Annotated in this window: 17 protein-coding genes; 9 read left to right on the top strand and 8 right to left on the bottom strand. The window is 62.6% G+C overall.

Annotated features, from left to right (window positions below; genetic code table 11):
- The first annotated feature begins 17 nt into the window (after nucleotides 1-17).
- Nucleotides 18-983 carry a helix-turn-helix domain-containing protein gene (locus tag ACRRQW_RS02910; RefSeq protein WP_438479755.1) on the top strand — a complete coding sequence of 322 codons (966 nt, stop codon included), beginning with the start codon at nucleotides 18-20 and terminating at the stop codon, nucleotides 981-983.
- Here the strand turns inward: ACRRQW_RS02910 and ACRRQW_RS02905 are convergent.
- Nucleotides 980-1210: a helix-turn-helix domain-containing protein gene (locus ACRRQW_RS02905; protein ID WP_438479754.1), complete on the bottom strand. Its 231-nt coding sequence runs from the start codon at nucleotides 1208-1210 to the stop codon at nucleotides 980-982. The genes ACRRQW_RS02910 and ACRRQW_RS02905 overlap by 4 nt on opposite strands.
- A gap of 101 nt (nucleotides 1211-1311) precedes the next feature.
- Here ACRRQW_RS02905 and ACRRQW_RS02900 point away from each other — a divergent pair, with 101 nt between their 5' ends.
- Both ACRRQW_RS02900 and ACRRQW_RS02895 read left to right on the top strand, forming a co-directional pair.
- Entirely contained in the window at nucleotides 1312-1827 is a 516-nt protein-coding gene (locus ACRRQW_RS02900; protein WP_438479753.1) for a hypothetical protein, read from the top strand.
- 152 nt (nucleotides 1828-1979) lie between these two features.
- Entirely contained in the window at nucleotides 1980-2324 is a 345-nt protein-coding gene (locus ACRRQW_RS02895) for a hypothetical protein (RefSeq protein ID WP_438479752.1), read from the top strand.
- A gap of 302 nt (nucleotides 2325-2626) precedes the next feature.
- On the opposite strand, the gene ACRRQW_RS02890 is transcribed toward ACRRQW_RS02895, so the two are convergent.
- The 6 genes from ACRRQW_RS02890 to ACRRQW_RS02865 form a co-directional block, all read right to left on the bottom strand.
- Entirely contained in the window at nucleotides 2627-5680 is a 3054-nt protein-coding gene (locus ACRRQW_RS02890; protein WP_438479751.1) for an FAD-binding and (Fe-S)-binding domain-containing protein, read from the bottom strand.
- 104 nt (nucleotides 5681-5784) lie between these two features.
- Nucleotides 5785-6729 (bottom strand): hypothetical protein, encoded by a 945-nt coding sequence (locus ACRRQW_RS02885; protein ID WP_438479750.1) that lies wholly within the window; start codon nucleotides 6727-6729, stop codon nucleotides 5785-5787.
- Nucleotides 6719-7882, bottom strand: a complete 1164-nt coding sequence (locus ACRRQW_RS02880; RefSeq protein ID WP_438479749.1) for an N-acetylglucosamine-6-phosphate deacetylase — start codon at nucleotides 7880-7882, stop codon at nucleotides 6719-6721. The genes ACRRQW_RS02885 and ACRRQW_RS02880 overlap by 11 nt, the downstream gene beginning before the upstream one ends.
- Nucleotides 7883-7903: 21 nt before the next feature.
- Nucleotides 7904-8740, bottom strand: coding sequence for a class I fructose-bisphosphate aldolase (locus tag ACRRQW_RS02875; protein WP_438479748.1), 837 nt, complete (start codon nucleotides 8738-8740; stop codon nucleotides 7904-7906).
- Nucleotides 8741-8751: 11 nt separating this feature from the next.
- Nucleotides 8752-10137: an aspartate aminotransferase family protein gene (locus ACRRQW_RS02870; protein WP_438479747.1), complete on the bottom strand. Its 1386-nt coding sequence runs from the start codon at nucleotides 10135-10137 to the stop codon at nucleotides 8752-8754.
- Entirely contained in the window at nucleotides 10134-10919 is a 786-nt protein-coding gene (locus ACRRQW_RS02865; RefSeq protein ID WP_438479746.1) for a DeoR/GlpR family DNA-binding transcription regulator, read from the bottom strand. Before ACRRQW_RS02865 ends, ACRRQW_RS02870 begins: the two co-directional genes overlap by 4 nt.
- 101 nt (nucleotides 10920-11020) lie before the next feature.
- Between ACRRQW_RS02865 and ACRRQW_RS02860 the strand changes: the two genes are divergently transcribed.
- Entirely contained in the window at nucleotides 11021-12352 is a 1332-nt protein-coding gene (locus tag ACRRQW_RS02860) for a hypothetical protein (RefSeq protein ID WP_438479745.1), read from the top strand.
- Between the two features lie 12 nt (nucleotides 12353-12364).
- The gene (locus ACRRQW_RS02855) at nucleotides 12365-13696 is read left to right on the top strand and encodes an FGGY-family carbohydrate kinase (RefSeq protein WP_438479744.1); all 1332 of its coding nucleotides are present in this window, start codon (nucleotides 12365-12367) and stop codon (nucleotides 13694-13696) included.
- A 52-nt stretch (nucleotides 13697-13748) separates the two neighbouring features.
- Here ACRRQW_RS02855 and ACRRQW_RS02850 read toward each other — a convergent pair whose 3' ends face one another.
- On the bottom strand, nucleotides 13749-17054 hold the full coding sequence (locus tag ACRRQW_RS02850; RefSeq protein ID WP_438479743.1) for an FG-GAP repeat domain-containing protein: 3306 nt from the start codon (nucleotides 17052-17054) through the stop codon (nucleotides 13749-13751).
- 377 nt (nucleotides 17055-17431) lie between these two features.
- On the opposite strand from ACRRQW_RS02850, the gene phnA reads away from it, so the two are divergent.
- The 4 genes from phnA (at nucleotide 17432) to ACRRQW_RS02830 (ending at nucleotide 22491) form a co-directional block, all read left to right on the top strand.
- Entirely contained in the window at nucleotides 17432-18682 is a 1251-nt protein-coding gene (phnA, locus tag ACRRQW_RS02845) for a phosphonoacetate hydrolase (protein WP_438479742.1), read from the top strand.
- Nucleotides 18683-18779: 97 nt separating this feature from the next.
- Nucleotides 18780-20006 (top strand): MFS transporter, encoded by a 1227-nt coding sequence (locus tag ACRRQW_RS02840; RefSeq protein ID WP_438482337.1) that lies wholly within the window; start codon nucleotides 18780-18782, stop codon nucleotides 20004-20006.
- Nucleotides 20003-21088: a zinc-binding dehydrogenase gene (locus tag ACRRQW_RS02835; RefSeq protein ID WP_438479741.1), complete on the top strand. Its 1086-nt coding sequence runs from the start codon at nucleotides 20003-20005 to the stop codon at nucleotides 21086-21088. Before ACRRQW_RS02840 ends, ACRRQW_RS02835 begins: the two co-directional genes overlap by 4 nt.
- On the top strand, nucleotides 21073-22491 hold the full coding sequence (locus tag ACRRQW_RS02830; RefSeq protein WP_438479740.1) for an aldehyde dehydrogenase family protein: 1419 nt from the start codon (nucleotides 21073-21075) through the stop codon (nucleotides 22489-22491). Before ACRRQW_RS02835 ends, ACRRQW_RS02830 begins: the two co-directional genes overlap by 16 nt.
- Nucleotides 22492-22509 lie beyond the last annotated feature (18 nt).

Here is a 22509-nt window from a genome sequence, read left to right as displayed (position 1 = left end):
ATTATTCTATATACTCCGTGGAAAAGACCGCGCCGGGCCAACGCGGTCTTTTTTTCCTCATGCCTCACCGCCTTCACCCCAATGATCCTAGACCCAACAGCATCGGAGGTTTTGAACTTCCGCGCTTCAACTCCGGCCTCGGGAGGGAACTCATCACCGGTCGTGGCGTCAGCGTTTATTTCGATCAGCAACCACCAAATGCCTGGACCGAGCATTTCCACGGAGTCGTCCAGATCCTAGTCGCGCTCGATTCGGTGGATGCGGTTGCGTCGTGGAATTTGAATGGGGAACAACGACGACACGGCGTCACCGGGCAATTCGTGTGGCTGTTACCCGCTGGAACACCGCATGCTTTGGAATGGCTTGGACACGCTGGTATGGTCGCTTTGTACGTGGAGACATCGTTTGTTAGGGAGGTCTGCGGTACTGATCTGACCAAAGCCGTAATTGACGACTTTTCTGCGTTAGCCAGATCCGACATTTTGGCGTGTCGACTCACCGGAGAATTTCGCGAGCTTTGCCGGCGGAGCAAAACCGCGGCTCCCGCGATCGTGGAATCAGCCGGTACACTCCTAGTCACACTGATTCTGCGCCACTTCGTTTTGCGGAAAACCAACTTGCGACTCCCTTCAGACTGCCTCCGCAAAGTTCTGGACAACATCGATGCGCATATCGGTGAAAAGATATTCCGAGAGTCATTGGCTAGAGTCGCCGGGATCAGTGTCCGAACGCTCAGCGATGGATTCAAAGATCAGACCGGTCTCACCTTGGTAGCCTACATCATGCAGCGCCGGACAATTCTCGCGATGGCGCAGGTGGACGCAGGTATTTTTACGAAGACCGCGATCGCGGCTGATTTCGGATTTTCAGATCAAAGTCACATGATGCGAAGGATCCGAAAGCTCAGAAAGGCAGAAGAGATCGCGGCCGCCAAGGCAGCTCAAGCGAGTACGGAACGACCTAAAGAGGGCAGCGCCGGTTAGAGGTCGGCCCGACGCATCAACTCCGCACCACTGGCACCCAAAGCGCGGCCGAGTCGAGCGACCGTGGCGACCGAAGCAAGTTTCTCGCCGCGTTCGATGCTGCCGACATAATTGAAATTCAAGTCGGCCTTCTCCGCGAGCGTGATCTGACTCCATTCTTTCTCGTCGCGGAGCTTTCGCACCACTCGGCCAAGGCGTTTGGCGATTTGACGATCATCGGGAGACATCCCGTTAGAATACCTACTATAGGCAACACTCTCTAACTACTATAGGCGGTATTGATTTGCCGGTGAAGTGAGCGAAGCTTCACACTTTGAGCGTCATCAAAATGAAGGATCTCGCTGCGCTCGTTGCCCATCATCCGAATCTTTCCGAAGCTTCGAGTGCTGCCTATGCACTCGGCTTGTTGCCGCTTCTTTACCCACGATCGGGAAGGGGGCAGCGCGAAGAGGAGTTCACCGCGATTTCCGACGAGGCGATTGCATTTCTCCACGCTCTACAAATCGACGCCCGTCTCGAATCCTACGGTCTCGACCTGGGACGCTTCGAAAAAGACCTTCTGAAAAAACCATCCACCGGGCAGGAGAGTCACCCTCTGATTTCCGTACCCAGCACGGCCTCCGTCGACTGGACCACCGGCAGTTTCCTGATCCGACCCCAGACGTTCATCGTCGCCTACGAACACGGCGCCCCGGTCTTCCTCACCCGCGAACCACACGCGCACGCCGTCACGAAACTCTCTCTGCATCAACTCCGCTTCCTCCACCGCACGTGGAGCACCTGGCCCGCCATTCTCCCCAGCATGCTGCTGACCGTCCTCTGGCACCGCCCTCTGAAAGAATAATCCATTCTTTCCCGTACATCCGAGTTCGCGACCCGCGCATCCTAGTCAGCGCGCGAGGAAATCGAGTAGGCTCGTGGCTCACCCAACGCGCGTCACCGCCCGTTTTTATCCAGCCGCCTCGCAACCCATGCCTCCGCTTCCTCCTCCCTGCCATGAAAGCTCGTCCACTCCGCCCGACGTCCGAGCCCATCCCGCTCATCGTTTTGCTGCCCCGTGAAGATCACCGCATCTATGCAGCCGCCCTCCGCGTCCTCCGCCGCCTGATGGGCAACCGGACGCCCTCCCTGGAAACCCTCCTCCTCCAAGACCTGCATGGTCGCGACGCCACCGGCATCGCCGACAACTACCTCGATGCCATCGCCTGGCCCCTCGAACGCGGCCGCGCCATCACCGTCCGGATTCAAGACCGGACCCGGCGCCAGGAAAGAATGATTTCCCGGTCACGCCGCGCCGTCCGCCGGATCGCCCGGCCGCTCGCAGACCCGACCAAAAACTAACGAACCAATTTCCGCGCATGTTGTGTGTGTGCGTGCGCGGAGGTGAGTGCGGATCCGGGCCGATTGCGTCACCACCCAGGTCGGGAGCAGTTTTAGTTCAGCTGCTTCCGGCCTGGGAACACTTTAGAAGTCGAGCAGCCCGTCACTCGATGGGTGCAGGCATACTCAAAAGAGCAGATCGGTAGACCCCCAAGCGCAGCGCGAGCGCGCACGGGGCTCACATGTAAGAAGGCTTCTGAACTCACAAAGACGCGGAACGCTTCGCTCCCTTGACTACTCAATTTCAGGAGCCAAGGCGGCTGCTAACGTAGCGCTGCGTGGAGAATTTCTATCGGATGTAAGGCGTGTCTCGCCGTGCCATCCTTGATCTGATGGCGGCAACTCGTACCGGGCGCGGCGATGAGGGTGTGCTCGCTGGCGGCACGCACTGCGGGAAACAACACGAGTTCGCCGATCTGCTGCGAGAGCGCGAAATGTTCGGCTTCATAGCCGAACGATCCCGCCATGCCACAGCACCCCGACGGGATCACCTGCACTTTGTGACCGGCCGGCAGCTCTAGCATTTTTAATGTCGGCGTGAGCGAGGAGAGCGCTTTTTGATGACAATGACCGTGCAACTTGATCGTCTGGTCGCGCGCGATGAAATCCTCGCGCCGGATGCGGCCGCCGTCGATTTCGCGCGCGATGAATTCATCGATCAGCAACGCGTTTTTCGCGAGAGTGGCGGCTGCCTGCGTCAACTCTGGCGGCATCAGGTCGGGATACTCGTCGCGGAAGGAAAGGATCGCCGACGGTTCGATCCCGATGAGCGGCGTCGCGGCGGACACGACATCCCTCAACAATTCCACGTTGCGGATCGCGAAGGTGCGCGCGTCGCGCACCAGCCCCTTGGAGAAATGAGCCCGACCGCTCTCGACATGCTTCGGGATAATCACTTCGTAGCCGAGCCTGTTCAGGAGTTCGACCGCTTTGATGCCGATCGCGGGGTCGTTGTAGTTAGTGAACTCATCACAGAAGAGATACACGCGGCCGTTCGGAAATTGCGGGCTGGCGGCGGGGGCGTGGGGAACCTGTGCTCCGATCGGTTTTCCAGGATGCGCGCATTCGGCTCCACCACCGGAATTTCCACCCGCCGGTCGGGCGCTTCCGGATCTATTCGCGTGTCGGGCGTGCCAGGCGGCGAGCGTGGTGGCGCCCAGTCGCGGCAGGCTGCGGCCGCGCGCGAAACCTGAAAAGTCCTTCAGCCAACGCGACAAATCGGGCGCAGTGACGATCCAGTTATAAGCCGTCGGCGCGAGTGAGGCCAGGCGCATAGTGCGGGTGAAGCCCGCGATGAGTCGCGAGCGGAACGGCACGCCGTTGGCGTCATGGTAATGCTGCTGCCACTCGGCCTTGAGGCGCGCGAGGTCGACATTCGACGGGCACTCTGATTTGCAGCCTTTGCACGAGAGGCAGAGGTCCATCACGCCTTTCACTTCCTCGCTGTCCCATGGGTTGGTGACGTCTCGCGGATGGGTGAGCATGTGGCGCAGCATGTTTGCGCGCGCGCGGGTCGTGTCCTTTTCGTTGCGTGTCGCCATGTAGCTCGGGCACATGGTGCCGCCCATGAGGTGGGTCTTGCGGCAGTCGCCGACGCCCGTGCATTTCTCGACGGCGCGGAGGATACCCTGCGTGGCGCTGAAATCGAAAATGGTTTTATACTCCGGATCGCCATCCTCTGGCGAGTGGCGCAACGAGGTATCCATCGGCGGCGTGTCGATAATCTTGCCCGGATTGAAAATCGTCAAGGGGTCGAACACCTCCTTCACGCGGCGCATCATTGCGTAGCAGTCCGCGCCAACCATGAACGGGATAAATTCCCCGCGCAGGCGTCCGTCGCCGTGTTCGCCGGAAAGGGACCCGCGGTATTTTTTCACGAGTGCTGCGACGTCGGTGGCGATGTCACGGAACATCTTCAGGCCTTCGGTCGTTTTGAGGTTAAAGAGCGGGCGCGTGTGCAGCTCGCCGGCGCCCGCGTGGGCGTAGTAGATGCAACTAAGGCCGTATTTGTCGCGCATGAGCGCGTCGAACTCGGCGATGTAGTCCGGCAGGTCTTCGACGGCGACGGCAGCATCCTCGACGATTTCGCGCGGCTTGGCGTCGCCGACAACGTTGTTGACGATGCCCTGACCGGCGCGGCGGAGCTCCCAGACGCGCAAGCAGTCATCGCCCCACACCACCGGGAAGGCGTACCCGAGACCGGCGGCCCGAAACTCCGCTTCCAATCCGCGCATCTCGGCCTCGAGGTGCGCCCGGTCGGCGTGGCGGAACTCGATCACGAGCACGGCGCCGGGATCGCCTTGGACAAAGAAACGGTTTTTAGCCTGCTCAAGATTCGTCTTGGTGCACTCAAGGATGTGGCGATCGATAAGTTCGCAGCCAAACGGCCGGTGCTGCATCGCGATCAGCGTGGCCTTGAGCGCATCCTGCACGCTGGCGAAATGCGCGCACATCAGCACGCCAGGTGGCGGCAGTGGTTCGCAGTTGAGCTCAAACTCGACGCCGAGAAACAACGTTCCCTCGGAACCCGCGAGGAGCTGGCAGAGGTTGAAGGGTTTTTCGGAGGCGGGATCGAAGACGTTGCACTCCATCAACCGGTCGAGCGCGTAGCCGGTATTGCGGCGCGTGACCGCGGGCTTCGGGTAACTATCACGAATGAGTTTTCGATTCGCGGGCTTTTCGAGCAGGTCGCGAACAAAACGATAAATGCGCGACTCGAGCGTGTCGGGGCCGTTGCATTTGGCCGCGAACTCCGTGCGGGTGAGCGGTCCGAAGGTGACGAGTGACCCGTCACTCAGGAACCCGCGCGTGGAAACGAGGTGTTCGCGCGTGGTGCCGTAGACGATGGAATTGGCACCGCAGGAATTGTTGCCCACCATGCCGCCGATCATCGCGCGATTGGCGGTGGAAGTTTCCGGCGTGAAGAACAAACCGTGCGGCTGCAGGAAGAGATTGAGCTCGTTGCGGACGACACCCGGCTGCACTCGCACGCGATGACGCACGGGATCGACACTGAGTATCTTGTTCAGGTGACGGCCCACATCCACGACCATCCCGGAGCCGACGACCTGGCCGGCGAGGGAAGTTCCGGCCGTACGTGGAATAAGGCCGATGCGGCGGTGGCGGGCGAAAGCGATGAGTTCGCGCAGGTCGGCTTCGGACTTGGGCAAGGCGACGGCGAGGGGCAGCTCCTGATACTCGGAGGCGTCGGTTGCGTAGAGCGCGCGCATCGTCCGGTCGAAGTGGAGCGGCCCCGCCAGTCGGTCGGCAAGGGCGGCAAGATCAGCACGATGATCAGGGCTGAGGGAGGAGCGCATGAGAAATGACGCCGGGTTCGGCGGGATGAGCGGTAAACCTTTGCAGGCGTTCGCAGACTTGCCGCGTCGCGATAAGCCGGGATGAGCTTTCGCTTGGAAGATTATCAATAGCCGTATTCCCAGTGGGGCTCGATTTCGGCGGCGATTGATTCCGAGACCCACACGTCGGTGCGCAAAGTTTGCAGGATCGACTCGGGGACGAGCGGCGTCACGGGACCATGGAGCACAAGGCGAGTGGTCAGACGCTGCCACGAGGCAAAGGAACCGCCGATGGTGATGGCATGCATGTCGATGCGATGCTTCGCACCGATTACCTCGGCCGGGCCGATCGTCGCCGCTTTCGGCGGAACGGCGCACAAATCACCGCTCATGCCGAAACACCCGTGCAGAGAGTTCTGTGCGATGGTGAAGGGACTGAGCGTGCAGATGCGCGGCCCCATTTTTTTCCATTCCTCCAGCGAGCCGGCGAATTCCGGGGCGTCGGGTTCGATGAAGGCGAGGTGACCGGTCCAGCCGGGGCCGCTGTAGCAGATATCAGCGCCGCCGAGGTCTGCGAGCATCCGGCCGTAAACGGGCAGGTTTTTGTCCGTAAAACCGTGGACTTGTTTCTCGGGCGGACGAAGCTTCGGATCCAATTCGGCCCAGAAATATTTTTTGAAGGCATGGCCGAAACCAAACTCCCATGATTCAGGTGCGATGCGGCCGTTTTCGTCCGCGTATTCGTCCATGTTGAACGTGTGCAGGTGACGGCAGTTCACGCGCGCGCGGTTCAGCATCCCGGCGAGCTTTGCGTAGCCCGGCCAGGGATTCGGCATGATCATCACGAGCGGCTTTTCCGCGGCCATCGCGCTTTGGATCCGGAAGAACATGTCGGAAATCCAGAGGAACTCGAAGTCCGCGGCCGGGACGATGCGGATGCGGAAATCGGGATTCCGGTGCTTGGTGATGTCGCGCCGACCGATCTTGCGGACGCGTTCGAGCACCTTGCGATCCTGGAACGGGATGAAGGTCGCCGGTGCGAAAGTAAATTGTGACGCTTTAGTTTTCATAAGTGAGTTGGCCCGCGACCCAGGTGCGGGCGGGACGAAGATCTTTCTCCCAAAGCACGAGGTCGGCATCGGCGCCGATCTCGATGCGACCTTTCCGGCCCAAGCTGAGCAACGTGGCGGGGTTGAGCGTGCCCATGGCCCAGACCTGTTCTCGGGGCAGGGGGAGCCAGCGAAGGAGATTAGCCATACCGCGATCCATCGTCAGTGCGCTGCCCGCGAGAGAATTGTTTTCAGCGTGGCGCGCTGCGGTTTCCGCGGACACGCGGATTTGGAATCCCCAAGGACTTTCGTGGAGCCCGGGCGGCAATCCGGCGCCGATATTGGAATCGGTGATCAGCAGGACACCGGCCCAGCCCTTCGCGGCCACCGCCGCACGAATGGCGGTGGGGTGCACGTGCACGCCGTCCGCAATGAAGTCCACCGTCGCGCGCGGGTCCGCCAAAATGGCTTCCACGCAACCGACCGGGCGCACGCCGGGATCGGTTTCGTGAGGCGGATAAAATACGTCGTAGAAATGGGTGGCGTGACGCGCGCCGGCTTCGAGCGCCGCTTCGGTCTGCTCGACGTCGGCCCGCGTGTGGGTGAGGAAAACGGGAATGTTCTTTTCCCGCAGTCGCTGGATCACGGGAAGGACGTGGGGTGCATCGGGGCTGAGTGACATCGCACTGAGGCGGTCGCCGGTCGCCGCCAGAATGCGTTCAAGCAGCGGGAGATCGCCGGACAACGTCGGACAGGCGGCACCGCCCACTGCCATGAACGGGCCCTCGATATGCAACCCAGGGATGTTGACCGATTTGATGCCCGGCAGCGCGGTGATGATTTCGCCGACCAGCTGGAACCACCCGTCCGTGAGTTTCGGAATGAGCGTGGGCAAAACGGTGGTGACCCCGTACTGGCCGAGGGAGTCTGCGGCGCTTTGGAGATCCGCGACGCCACGTTCGTAGAGACTGTGCTTGATGCCGTGGGTATGGATGTCGATCAGGCCGGGGGTGAGGAGCCGTCCGTTGCCTTCCACGACGGGCGTGCCGATCACGGCGTCTTTGTCCACGACGCCGAAGGCGGCGATGCGGCCGTCGCGCACGAGCAGGTCGCCCGGGGCAATTTTTTTCCCGGGCTCGACGATGCAGGCGTTGCGAATCAGGAGGGAACTCATGGTGGCCGCAGGCTGACCGGTTTATGCCTGTTGAATCAACTCGAACGCGGCGTCGACACTCAGGCCGTCATGCACGACCGCCATGAGGGCTTTGGTGATCGCGGCGGGTTTCGCATGCTGGATAATGTTGCGGCCGTAGACGATGCCGGCGACTCCCTGAGCGAGGAGATCATGCGTGCGCTGGAGGATTTCGCGGTCGCTCACTTTGCCGCCGCCGCGCACCAGCACCGGGACGCCGCTCGCGGCTTCGACGACTTTGTGATAGAGATTCACGTTGTCGGTCGGGTCGGCCTTGATCACGTCGGCCCCGAGTTCGGCGGCCTGGCGGACGAGTGGGATGATTTTTTTCTCATCGCCGTCGACCATGTAGCCGCCGGCCTTCTCGTTGGATTGAAAGACCAGCGGCTCGATCATCAGCGGCATGCCGTAGCGTTCGCACGCGGGCTTGAGGCGAAGGATATTTTCCACGCATTGCTCGCCGACTTCCGGTTCGCCAGGAATCTGGAAGAGGTTCACGCACATGCAGGCCGCATCGAGGCGGAGCGCCTGCTCAATGGGATCCTCGATCGTGCGGCTGTAGAGTTTGCGCGGAAGTTGTTTGCCGTAGACGTTGGCCACATCGATCCGCAGCACGAGCGATGGCTTGAAGCGACCGGGAATTTTCTGCAAGTGGCGCGCCTGGCCCACGCTCAGCTGGACGGCGTCGGGCGCGGCGCCCACAACCGAGGCGACCGACTTTTCGATGTTCTCGATGCCGGAGAGGAAGCTGAATTCGTTGAAAAATCCGTGATCGATTGCGACGTCGAAACAACGCCGTGATTTCGGGTTGAAGAGCCGGTTGAGACGATAGGTGGTCATGGGGTGGTCGCTTAGTAGCCGAGTTCCTTTGCGGTTTCGCCGATGGCTTCGTCGATGAGATCGAGGCCTTTCATGAGCGTGGCCTCGTCCATGACGATCGGCGGGCTCATGCGGAGAATGTGGCCCGCAGGAATCCATGCGAGACCCTTGCGGAAAGCTTTTTGGTACACGAGCGTGCCGGCCTGGTCGAAGGGTTCCTTGGTGATCCGATCTTTGACGAGCTCGATGCCCATCAGGCAGCCCTTGGCACGTACATCGCCGACGATCTTGTGCTGCGCCTTCATTTTTTCCATGCGGGCGAGTGCGATGTTTCCGAGGTGTGTCGCGTGTTCGAGGAGGTTTTCCTCTTCGATAACCTGCGTGGAGATGAGGGCCGCGGCGCACGCCATCGGGTTGCCGCCGTAGCTGGAGGAAGCGGAAATGCTCTCGAAGCTCTCCTTGTATTTTTCGCGCACCGCGACACAGGTGACCGGGAAGCCGTTGCCGAAGCCCTTGCCCATGGTCACGACGTCGGGGACGACGCCCCAGTGCTCCATGGCGAGGAACTTGCCGGTGCGGCCCCAACTCGTGAGCACCTCATCGGCCATAAGGAGGATTTTTCGGTCGTCGCAGAACTTGCGCAGCTTCGGGAAGAAATCATCGGGTGGCATGACGGAGCCGCCCCAGCCCTGAATGGGCTCGAGCACGAAACCGGCGACCGCGCCGATCGTGGCCTTGTCGAGGTATTCGCCGTAGAATTTGATGTAGGCGTCGGTGTCGATCGTGCCATCGGGCTTGATCCACACCGGACGATAGGCGTCGGGGCGCGGCACCATGTGCGAGCCGGGCGCGCGCGCGGCGCCGTAGACGTGGGAGCGGATGTGCCCGAGCGAGACAGCGCCGTAGGTTTTGCCGTGGAAATCGTTGAAGCAGGACACCGTCTCGTGCTTGCCGGAGGCGGCGCGCAGCACGCGGATACCCGCTTCGACGGCGGCGGTCCCGGAATCGTAAAGCTGGAAACCGGTGAGGTCACCCGGGAGGATCGAGGCGAGCTTTTCCATGAGCTCGGTCTTGATCGGGGTGGTGAAGTCGTGGGCGTTCATCAACTGCGAGGCGGCCTTCGCGATGCCTTCGGTGATCTTCGGGTGGCAGTGGCCGAGCGTGGTCACATAGATGCCGGAGGAGAAATCGATGTACTCGTTGCCGTCGACGTCTTTGAGCACGCAGCCTGCGCCGGACTCGAAGCTCACGGGAAACAGTTTCACCTGGCTGCTCAGTCCCTTGAAATATTTGGTGCAGCGTTCGTGCCAGTGCTTGGATTTCGGGCCCGGGGGCGGCACCGGGAGATGCGGCACGCGTTGAAGATCGACGTGGCCCCATTCCAGGGTGTCGAAGTGAGAAAGGGTGGAGGTGGTCATGATGTAGGAGAGGAAACTGTGATGATTTGGGGGCAAAGTTTGGCGAAGCGGCGCAGGGTGTCTGCGGGGATGCCCTTGGTGGTGATGAAGGTGTCGACGTCGGCGAGCGTGCCCGAGCAGGCGAGGGCCGTCTGGCCAACCTTGGTGTGGTCCGCGAGGATGCAGGAACGCTTGGCGACCTTGCGCATGAGTTTGTCGACGCGGGCCAGGCGCAGATCCGAGTTGTAGATTTTTCCATCGGCGCCAATGCCGTCGGCACCCTGGAAGGCGATGTCCGCTGAAAAAAGTTCCAAGCAGTGTTCGGTGGCCGGGCCGGTGAGATCGGGGCTGCCACGGCGGATCGTGCCCCCCAGCAGAATCACTTCGACGCCGGGCGCGTGCTGGAGTTCGGACGCCACCGCGAGACTGGGGGTGATGACCGTCAGGTTGACGCCGTCGCGCAGCAGGGTGGCCAACTCAAGAGTGGTGGTGCCGGTATCGAGGATGAGGCGGTCGCCGGGCGCCACCAACTTGCGGGCTTCCTCGGCGATGGCGCGCTTGTGCTCACGGTTGAGTTCGCGGCGATCACGGTAATCGAACTCGAGGATCATGCGCTCGGTCAGGACTGCCCCGCCATGGGTGCGCTGGATATGGGTCTCCTTTTCCAGCGAGGTAAGGTCGCGGCGAATCGTCATTTCGCTGACGTCGAATTCGCGGGCCAGCTCGGAGATGCTCACGCCGGGGTGGCTGGAAAAACGCTCGCGGATCTTGTTTTTCCGCGCGGCGGAGGGGAGGTTTTTCATGCGGGCTTGAATTCGGCGTTTGGGAGTATTTGTCAATTAAATACTCAAATGAACAAAAAATAACATTTACATTCCGGCGTTCATTTTCACGCTCCACCCGGATGACGACTTCTTCTTTCGCCGGACAGGTCCTGCAGGCCGGCGCCGCCACCGTAGACCTAACGCCCCAAGACAGCGTATTTCTTTTCGGCTATCCCCACGTCGAGCGCTTCAGCACGGGAGCGCACGACCGGCTGGAATCGGTCGCACTTTATCTGCGCGGGGAAAACGGGTGCGCGTTGTTCATTGCGAACGACCTGATCTTTGTGAGCAAGACGCTGGCGGCGGATGTACGCCGCCGCATCAGCATTAAGACGGGGATTCCCGTTAGCTCGATCGCGGTGACCGCGACGCACACGCATTCCGGCCCGATCACGGTCGATTATGTGAGCAATGGCGCCGATCCGGCGGTGCCCAAAGTGGATCCGGCGTACCTGGCCTTTGTGGCGGAGAGCATGATCCTGGCCGCCTGTTCGGCGGTGCGCACCGCGGTGCCGGCGGAAATTGGGTTGGCGGTGGCGCAGGCCGAAGGAGTTGGCTCCAATCGCCACGATCCGAAAGGCCCGGAGGATCGCGAAGTCCCGGTGCTGATGGTACGCTCACTGGCCGGCCAGGAACCGATTGCGTGCATGGTCGCCTATGGCATGCACCCGACGGTGCTGCATGAGGACTCGACTTTGATCAGCGCGGATTTCCCCCATTTTACGCGGCGCTACCTGCGCACCGCGGGTCTGCTGCCTGAAAACTGCTCGATTCTTTATCACAGCGGCGCGTGCGGCGATCAAAGTCCGCGGCACGTGGCGCGGGCCAATACCTTCGCCGAGGCTCAACGCCTTGGCGAAAACCTCGGCCGCTCGATTGCTGCGGCGATTCCCGCGATCAGCTTTCAGTCGCGCCTGCCGATCGAAACCCGCACGGCGTTCCTTCCGCTGGAGACCCGCGCGTTTCCGCCGGTTGAGCTGGCCTTGGAAAAGGCCCGGCGCGCGCGGGAGAAATTCGAGAAACTGCAGGAGGAAAAAGCAGCCCGGACCGCGGTGCGCACCGCCGAGTGCGACTGGTTCGGAGCGGAGGAGACGGTGGAGTTGGCGAGGGCCGCGAGCGATGGGCGCCTTTCGGCGGTCGTGCGCAACTGCCTGCCGGCGGAGATTCAGGTGATCATACTTGGGGAGTGGAAATTTGTGATGTGGCCCGGCGAGTTTTTTGTGGAATATGCGCTCGCAATCAAAGCCCGCAGCAAGAATTCCTTTGTGATCACCTTCGCCAATGGTGAACTGCAGGGCTATGTGGTCACTCCCGCGGCAGCAGCAGCGGAATTATACGAAGCCACCAACGCGGTGTTCTCCCCCGCCAACGGTCAACGGGTGGTGCAAGCGACGCTCGAACTTCTGAAATAATCCCGGTCCTCCATGGCGCTCTTTCTTGGCATCGATCTCGGTACCTCCTATTTTAAGATCGGGGTGTTTGACGCGACCGGGGCGCTGAAAGGATTGAGCCGAATTGGGGTGGAAGCGGTGACTTCTGCCGGAGGACGTCGCGAATTGCCCGTCGGCTGGTTCTGGCAGGCGCTGCGACGCGGGCTCGTGGAAGCCCTGGCCGAAGCCAAGGCTCAGCCCGCCGAGATTGCGGGTCTTTCCTACTCCTCCCAAGCGAATACTTTTTTGCTGCTTGATGAGAGCGATCAACCGCTGACACCCCTGATCCTGTGGACGGACCAGCGGGCCGCGGGGCAGGTCGGGCGGCTGGTGGCGTTGAGTGACACGCCTGGTTTTGGCCGGACTGTGGGCTTCGAAAAATTTTCGGAGGCGTTCGCCGTGGCGAAGTATCACTGGTTTCAGGCGCATGAGCCGGAGGTGTGGGCTAAAGCCCGCCGGATCATGACGATCTCAGATTACCTGACCTTTGCGCTGACCGGAAACACGGCGGGCGATGCCAGCACGGCGGCGCTCCTCGGCTTGTATGATCTCAAAGCGGAAAACTGGTGGCCGGCCGCGCTACAGGTTGCGGGCCTCGCTGCGCACCAGCTTTCGCAGCCGCTGCGCCCGGGCACCTGGGCGGGAACGACCGGCAGGAACGCGATGAATCTGCTCGGCCTGCCGCCCGGGGTGCCGTTTGCCGTGGGCGGATTGGATCACCATGTCGCGGCGTTGGGTTCGGGAATCGGCCGGCTGGCCACCGTCAGCATTTCCACCGGCACGGCGCTCGCGGCGATGAAGTTGGTGCCGGATATCATCCCGGGTGGAGGCTGTTTTCACGGTCCCCATTTTTCGCCCGGTGTTTTTTTCCGGCTGGCCTTCGACGCGAACGGAGCAGGGCAGCTCGAAGACTACCGGCGCGGATTTGCCGCATCGTACTCCATCGAGCAGCTGATCGCGCTGGCGAGCCATGCTGATGGCCTTGCGCCGGTTGAACCTCGGGATCGGGCGCACGGCCTCGCGATACGCCATTTGATGGAAGAGATTTCGCAGGCGCATCGACGGCTGGTCAGCCAGATCGCCGGCGAGGAAAAAATCGAGGCGATCGTTGCGACGGGGGGTGGTTCGCGGAGTCCCGTATGGCTCCAGATGATGGCGGATGTCATCGGGATTCCCATCGTGGCGCCCGCCAGTAGCGAGCGCGCGTGCCTGGGCGCGGCGATACTGGCCACGGTGGCGGCAGGGACCCATGCTTCGATCGACGAGGCCTCCAGCCAGATGGTGCATCGCTCGCGGGTGTTCACGCCCTCGGCGACTGGGGCTTGATCGCTGCGCCCGCGCGGCGGGCGCTTTACACGGGCGAAGAGAGACCTGGGTTTTAGTAGGGCTCCAACGGGCTGGCTGCCGTGCCATGCGCGTAGCCGGCATCGAGGAACGAACGCTCAATCCAGACTGAACCGACGACGCTGTTCATGAAGATGTCATCCGGCCCGCCATCGCCGTTGAGGTCGACCATGATGGTGGCGGGAACGGGAATGAACGGCAGGTCCGGATGACTCGTGAGGGTAAAGCTGCCCGCCCCGTCGCCGAGATAGAGTTCCACCCCGCCGGGATAATAGGGAGCGGCGGCTGCAGCCGCCGCGCTCGCCCCGGCGGATGCCGCGCTCACAACCACATCCAGTTTCCCGTCCCCGTTCCAGTCCGTGATGCCCACCTGCGCGAGTCGAAACCGCGGACCTTTGGGCGAGCGAGTCGGAAAATGCCTTCGGATGATCCAAGTCTCCCGTTCAAAGACCGGCGCGCCTTGGTGCCGCAGTCCGGTGCCCTTGAAATAGCGCACGTTGCCGAACGTGTCGCCCAGAATGAGATCCGGATGTTTGTCGCCATCGAAGTCGGCCGCGGCAATCACCGGGCGCGCGCCGGCGTCAGTGAGATCGAACGACTCGGCCCCGGTCAGATCCACGTCGATGACCGAAAGGTCGCGCCGCACACACGGAGCCCCGGCGGATTGGAACGCAAAGGGAGGAGAGGAGGCGGGGCCGGTGTTCCGATGAAACCACACGCGTCCATCCCAGTCGCCGAAAAGCAAATCCCGTTTGCCGTCGCCGTCCAGGTCGAGCAATCGGGAGGTCGTATTGGCCGTCAGGTTGCCCGGCGTGCCGAGGACGGGATTGGCCACCGAGGGATGAACGAAATCCGCCCGATCCACGCCGGTTTGGTACACGGAGGTGCGGGGTTCAAACGCGTAGGGGTTCGGAAAAAGTGCGCGATCTTTCATCAGTGAAAAATAGTGCGCAGAGTAGATGTCAGGCTGGCTGTCGCCATTCAGGTCCACGAGCTGCACGGGGTTGAGACCGTTCAGGCGGGCAGGCCCGCACGCGGTGGCAAGGTGCTCCGTTGTTCCTGTCCATCGGGGAGCCGAGGCCGTCCCGGTGTTCATGAAAATATAAATGTTCGGACCGGCTCCGACGACGAGGTCGAGCTTCCCGTCGCGGTTCATGTCCGCGAGACGTGGCGCGGCGATGGGGATCGGCGGAAAGGAGCCGGTGAAGTAACTACTGAAAGCGCCTTCCCGCAGGTCCGGTGTCGTGGCTGTTCCGTGATTGATAAAAATGCGCAGGAAAGGTGCATCACTTCCACTTTGTCCGTCCATCGGCCGCAGGCCGGTGATTAGATCCTTGAGTCCATCACCGTTGACATCCGCCACCGTCGGAGCCGCGTTCCAGTCGCCGACATGGTTGCCCGGCCGGAGGGTGCCGGTCGCGTCATTCAGCGGGATGCCCGCGTAGTGAGGCGCGACCGAGGAATCACCCGGCGCGACCAGCACCGGAACCGCGGCGTTCGTGGCGCTGCGGTTCCTATAGAAAAAAATCCGGCCGGTGACGACTCCACCGATGAGCAGGTCCTTCACCTTATCCCCGTTCCAATCGACGGCTTCCAGGGTCGGAAAATAATCGCGTCGGAAAAGAGTGTCCGATCCGGTGACGGGCAGCCAGGGAATCTCCAGCGGTAGGGATCCGATCTTGACCAAGCCTTCGTAGCGGAAACGCCGCTGCGAGTTGGTCAGGATGTTTTTAAAATAAGCGATGCGGTTGTAGTGGGTGCCCACCAGTAGGTCTTCGACGCCGTCTCCATCCCAATCGACGACCACGGGCATGGCTCCCGCTCCGATCGACAGCGGGTCGCCGTTTTCATTTCTGATGTAATCATGCGCCGGGAACTGCGGGTTCGCGGCGGTGCCGCGGTTGAGCATGACAAAAAGCAATCCGCCGCTTTCGCCGTAAACGATGTCCTGCAGGCCGTCGCCGTTCCAATCCGTGACGGCCACGTGGACATTGGTCGTCCCGATGGTCCGGGTCGTCGGACTGTCAAATCGCGTGGAGCCATCCCCGACCCAGCCCAAGGCCAGCACGTCTGGCGCGACGCGAGGCGAGCCAGACAGCTCGGTTTCAAAATGAATCTCATAGGTGCTGGTCGCGTCACCGGTTTGCGTGTGCAGCCAAGTCAGGGTGCCGATGCCGGAGTTGCCGAACACCGGGTAGATCATGCCGAGGTTGTGGCCTGCCTCCGTCACCAAAGTCGGCGGGAACTCATTGCTCGTGCGGTCGTGGCGGCCGAGATCCTCGTTGAAGTGTGCGGGAAAATCGGCGGGCGTGTCGTTGTCGTACCACCGGCATGGCGCCGCGGTGGAGGTGCCAGGGCGCGTTACGACCACGCTCGAGAGCTTCACCCGGCGCCCATAGTAACCGGCCTCAGCGAGGAGGCGCGGAAAATTGATGGCCATTTTTGCCGGCGCCTCGTCGAAGGTACGTCCACCGATTGGGCGCGGCGGAACCGTGACGGTGAATTTTCCCTTCGTCAGCTGATGGCGCGCCCCCTGGACCAGTTCTAGTTTTGTCACCAGTACGCCCGTTTGCTGGCTGGCGACGTCACCCACGGAGAATTCCAGTTCACTCAGAGCCTCGGTCGCGGGCAGGATCCCGGTTCGGAGATCCGCCACCGGCCGAGTGTCCCTGCGCGTGAGGGTCACGCCGTTGAGCCGGCCCTCGATCTCTCGGGTGTCAAAATCGAACCAGACGAGGAGCTCGTTCACCGCATTCAAGGTGACCGCTTGGTCGAACTGATAACCGGTTTCAGGCGTGGAGCTTTGATCGTGGAAAAAAAGCCGCGTGCCGTTTACCTGGAATTTCACCACGCCGGTGTTTTCGGTTCCGCGCAGACGAAAGGAAAACTGCGGCCGAACGTAGCTAAGCGGACTCGGAGCCGGATCTTCGATCGGGATGAAACAAATGCGAAGCCAGCCACGAACGAACGGCGTGGTCACCGCCGCCGGATTCCAGGCCGCACGAACAAAGGGCATGCTCGTGGCGTCGCGATCCTCCAGCAGCAAGGCCGACTGCTTTGCGTCAAGCAACGCGCCAAACCGGGCGTCCTTAAAATTAACCCCACCGATATTGGTGAGTCCAAGCTCAGCGGGGAGTGGATGCACGGCGCGGCCAAATCCAGCGGGCAAATTCCGCGGACCGGCAGCGACTGCGGGCACGCCGGAAAAATCTTCATCCATCAGCAGAACGTTGGCGGCGAACACGCCCGGGTGGATCAGCAGCAAACCTAGGATAGCGGAAAAAAGCCGGCGCGACAGGTGAATAGAATTTAGGGCGGTGAATCGAAGGGAGGTCTTCATGGATGCAAATAACCCACTGGCAACTCCCCAAACCTGAGCTGGCCGAAGGAACCCGCCAAGCGCGGAGGCGTGGTGATACCGAAGAACCAGTCTCGGCACCGGCCTGCTCGCAGACTTCCCGCCCGGTCGTGCAGGGAGTTGCGTGCGCGTCCTGGGACTCGGGCGATTGCCACGGATCGGCCGCCGGGCCGGTCATCAATTGTTACCAGAGGTTTGGCGTCGATGCAGGCACGCGTCCGGGTGGACTCGCGCTGACTGCGCAATTTGGCCGTCGCCGACCAAACCCGGTGCCTCCCGTGGGATCATCCTCATGGCTTGCGGCGGGTAAGCCAAGCGACGCGCGATGCGCAGGAATTTTTCAGAAAATTTTTCCTCCCATGATTTCCAGTTCCACCTTCACCGTAAACGGCCGTCGTTTCACTCCGCCTGCCCGCCCACTGGCTGTGATCTGCCTCGATGGCTCCGCGGACGAGTACCTCGATGCGGCAATGAGCCGGGGCTTGATGCCCAACCTGCTCAAGCTGTCGCTCAACGGCTGGCGTGGGCTGGCCCGAGCGGCGATGCCGACTTTCACCAACGTGAACAACACCTGCATCGTCACCGGCGTCCCGCCGTCCGTGCACGGCATTGGCGGCAACTTCTTTTTAAATCCGGAAAACGGCGAAGAGGTCATGATGAATTCGGCGCAGTTCCTGCGGGCCGAAACCATTTTCCCGCACGCGCAGCGCGCGGGTCGGAAGGTGGCCGTGGTGACCGCCAAGGAAAAATTGCGCGATATTTTTGCCAGCGGATTGATCGCGGAAGGCGGCATCGCGTTCTCGGCGGAGAAGGCGAGCGCGGCGCTGACGGCGACCCACGGGATCGACGATGTCGAATCGCTGGTCGGGCCCACGCCCGCAATCTACAGCGGCGACGCGAGCGTGTATGTGCTGAAGGCGGGCGTGGCGCTGCTGAAGGCCGGGCGCGCGGACTTTCTATACCTGTCCACCACGGACTACATCCAGCACAAGTACGAACCGGCGGCGGAAGGAGCCTTGGAGTTTTACGCCGCGATCGACGCTGAGATCGGCCGCCTGCTGGCGGCCGGGGCGGTGGTCGGCGTCACGGCGGATCACGGCATGAACGCCAAGCAGCTCGCGAACGGCCGGCCGAATGTGATTTTTCTCGAGACCGAGCTCACGCAACGTTTTGGCGGTGGCATCCGGGTGATTCTGCCGATCACCGATCCCTACGTGGCGCACCACGGGGCGCTGGGCTCATTTGCGCAGGTCCATCTGCCGGCCGGCTTGGACGTGGCGGCCGTCAAAGAATGGTTGCTGCAACGTTCCGGGATCACCGAGGTGCACGAACGGGCCACGGGTGCCCGACTGATGGAGTTGCCGGCCGATCGGATGGGCGACCTGGCGGTGGCCAGCGGACGTGACACCGTACTGGGCCGGACCCTGCAGTGGCACGATCTCCGCGCGGTCACGAATGGCCTGCGCTCGCACGGCGGCCGCTACGAGGAAATCGTCCCGTTCCTGCTCAGCGAACCCGTGAACCCCAACTACGCGGCGCGGGCTTCCGGGGATTTGCGGAACTTCGACATCTTCGAATTCACCTGCAACGGCGGCCCCGGTGGCCGGTAACCCCATGGCTACTCCACCGATTGCGGCCGCGCCGCCCGGATTTGCTTCAGCCTTCGCGGGTGCGCCGGATCTGTCCTTTCGCCGCGCCCAGCGCCGGATGCTCGGCGCGGTGATGTTCTGCTACCTGTTTTATTACACCGGCCGCCAGACCTTCGGATTTGCGATCCCAGGCATCCAACAGGAGCTGGGACTGAGCAAGCAGATGCTCGGGTGGGTGAGTGCGTGCATGTTGTGGGCGTACGCCGCCGGGCAGATGATCAACGGCAACCTCGGCGACAAATTTGGCGGGCGGCGCATGATGATGGCCGGGGCGGTGGCGTCGTTCGGGTTCAACTGGCTCACGAGTTTCGGCACCGGTTTCAAAAGCCTGCTGGGAGCGTGGGGCGCGAACGGCCTAGCGCAGAGCATGGGGTGGGCGCCGGGGAGCCGGCTCGTCGCAAACTGGTGGGGCGCGCACGAGCGGGGGCGGGCGTTTGGGTTCTTCGTGCTGGCCGCAGGGCTTTCCTCGGTGCTGTCGTACATCACCTCGCTGGTGGTGCTCGACGTCCTGCACCTGGAGTGGCGCTGGATTTTCCGGCTGCCCGTGGCGCTGATGTTGCTGGGAGGATTCGTCGTGTGGTTTTTTGCCCGGGACAAACCGGAGCACCTGGGATTCGCCGCGCTGCAGGACGAGAAACCGGCCGAGGCGCAAACGGCACCGTGTGCCGGTGAGACCGTGTGGCAGCGCTACCGCGCCGCCCTGGGTAACGGCCGGCTCATCCTTGCCGGCCTCGCCATTGGATTTCAGAACGCGGCGCGGTATGGATTGCTGGTGTGGGTGCCGGTGCATTTTCTGGGTTCGACAGTTTCCAGCGGATTTTTCGGCAAATGGATTAGCGTGGGGCTCCCGGTGGGAATGGCGCTGGGCGCTGTGACCAGCGGTTGGATTTCCGATCGCTTCTGCAAGGCGCGTCGTTCCGGGGTCATCGTGAGTTTCATGGCGCTGGCGGCGTTGTCGGCCGGGGCGATGTTCCTGCTGCCCAAGGGGCACTGGTTTGCTCTGCCGCTGCTTTTCCTGTGCGGATTTTTTGCCTACGGCCCGCAGTCCACTTTCTGGGCGCTGGCGCCCGATCTCCTCGGCCGCGCCCGCACCGGCACGGCGGTGGGCGTGATGAACTGTTTCGCCTACCTCATGGCGGGACTCGCGGAGCCGCTCATCGGGTGGACGATCCAGCATAATCCCTTCGGCGCGACCCCCGGGATGGAGAACACCGCCCTGGTGTTTCCGCTCGTCGCCTGCTTCGCGACGTGCAGCGCCGCCATCGCCTCCTTTATCCGCCGATGAGCCACGCACGGGTCCAACTCTTTCACGGTTCCGGCCAGCCCTTCGAGCTGCGTTCGATCCCTTTGCCTACGCGGCTCGGCCCGGATGAAGTCCTGGTGGAAATTTCCCTCGCCACTATTTGTGGTTCGGACCTCCACACGATCGAAGGCCGGCGCAGCGCCCCGACGCCGAGCGTGCTGGGCCATGAGGCGGTCGGGACGGTCGTGGCCAGTGCGCGCGCAGGCATCCTGCCCGGCCTGCGCGTCACCTGGACGCTGGCCGACAGCTGCGGATGTTGCCCGGCCTGCCGGGTGCATGCGTTGCCGCAGAAGTGCGACGAACTTTTCAAGTACGGCCATGCTTCGCTGCTCGACGGCTCAGGACTGAACGGGTGTTACGCGTCACACATCCTGCTGCGTCGCGGCACCGCCATCTTTGTGGTGCCGGAGGGACTGCCGGATGCGTGGGTGGCGCCGGCGAACTGTGCCCTGGCGACGGTCGTGAACGTGCTGAGCGAACTTCCCGCGCACTGCGAGACCGCGGTGGTGCAGGGCGCGGGCCTGCTCGGGATCTATGCCTGCGCGCTGCTGCAGCAACGGGGAGTGAAGCGGGTGTTTTGTACCGACCTCAGCGATCAACGGCTGGCGCTGGTGCGGGAGTTCGGGGGTATTCCGCTCCGCGCCGATCCGGCGAACTGGCCCGCGGCGGCCGAACAGGTGCGTACGGCGAGCGGCGGCGCGGGTGCCGACTTGGTGGTCGAGGTGGCGGGGTCGGCGGCGGTCATCCCCCAAGGGGTTGCGATGCTGCGTGCGGGTGGCTGCTATGTGTGGGCCGGCATGGTGCACCGCGAGACTACGCTGGCGCTAACCGGCGAGGCGGTGGTGAAAAAATGCCTCACGATCCGCGGCGTGCACAACTACGCGCCGCCGGATCTGGCGGCAGCCCTCGAATTCCTTGTCCGCACGGGCGACGCGTATCCCTACCACAAGCTGGTGAGCCCGCCGCTGCCGCTGGAAAAGCTCGCCGAAGCGGTTGCGCTCACCCAGCGCCGCGAATGGTTGCGGGTGGCCATCAAGGCGAATCTCTCATGTCCCTCGAACTAACCAGTTATCTCGCCGGCCAAGCGGTCCCGACCGGACCGCGCGTGATCGTGCGCAGTCCATGGAGCCAATCGGCTGTCGGTTCGGTCACGACGATTGACCGCCGCCAGCTCGAAACCGCGATCTGCGCACACCTCGCCGCCGGCCAACCGCTCGCCCGTTTCGAACGCGCGGCAATTCTGAGCCGGGCGCGCGAAGCGCTTGCCCAGCGCCGCGAGGAATTCGCGCGCATCATCACCAGCGAAGCCGGCCTGGCCTTGCGCGAGACCCGGTACGAGGTCGATCGCGCCTGTTCGGTCCTGTCGTTTTCCGCGGCGGAAGCGTTGCGGGACGACGGCCAGATCTTCTCCTGCGACATCGTGCCCGGGGGAAAGGCGCGAAAGATTTTCACCACGCGGGAGCCTCTGCCGCTGATGGCGGCGATCACGCCCTTCAATCATCCGCTCAACCAGGTGGCGCACAAACTCGGCCCCGCAGTGGCGGCGGGGGTGCCGGTGATCCTGAAGCCGTCGGACAAGACGCCGCTGACGGCGGTGAAGTTCGCCGAGTTGCTTTACGAGGCGGGCCTGCCGGGCTGGATGTTGAGCGTGGTGCTGGGCGGACTCGATGAAATCATCCGCCCGCTGATCCGCGACGAGCGGGTGGAACTGGTGAGTTTCACGGGCAGCGCCGCGATCGGGAAGGAAATCGCCGCGACGGCCGGCTATAAAAAACTCTGCCTGGAACTCGGCGGGCACTCGCCGCTGATCGTGCTGGAGGATGCGAACCTCGACCTCGCGGCGCAGTTGGCAGGCGAAGGCTGCTTTCGCAACAGCGGCCAGCGCTGCACCGCAGTGCGCCGGATCCTGGTGCATGAACGCATCGTGGGTGAGTTCACGGAGCGTTTTGTGGCCAAGGCTCGGGACTACCGCTGGGGCGATCCGGCGGACGAATCCACCGCGGTCGGCACGGTGATCGACGAAGCGTCGGCGATCGGACTGGAAGCAGCGGTGCGCGAAGCGGAGACCGCCGGCGCCCAAGTGCTGCTGGGCGGAAAGCGTCACGGCGCCTTGATGGAGCCCACGATTCTGGGGAACGTGCCGCGCACCGCAGGCCTCGCGACGCGGGAGTGCTTCGGACCGCTGGCCCCGATTTTTTCCATTCGCGATCTTGAGGATGCGATCACGCTGGCCAACGCCACCGCGTACGGGCTGTCCAGCGGGGTGGTCACCGAATCGTTGTCGGCGGCGACCCGGGTCATCAAAGGGCTCCGGGCGGGCACGGTGAACGTGAATGAAATCCCCGGCTTCCGGCTCGAGCTCTCGCCGTTCGGCGGCGTGAAGGATAGCGGCCTGGGCATCAAGGAAGGCGTGGCTGAAGCCATGAAGTTCATGACCACGGTGAAAACCTTTTCCCTGCCTTGGTAATTTCCACCGCAACTTTTT

The sequence above is a fragment of the Oleiharenicola lentus genome (assembly GCF_051660365.1).
GTDB lineage: Bacteria > Verrucomicrobiota > Verrucomicrobiia > Opitutales > Opitutaceae > Lacunisphaera > Lacunisphaera lenta_A.
This window is presented reverse-complemented; position numbering and strand designations above follow the sequence as displayed.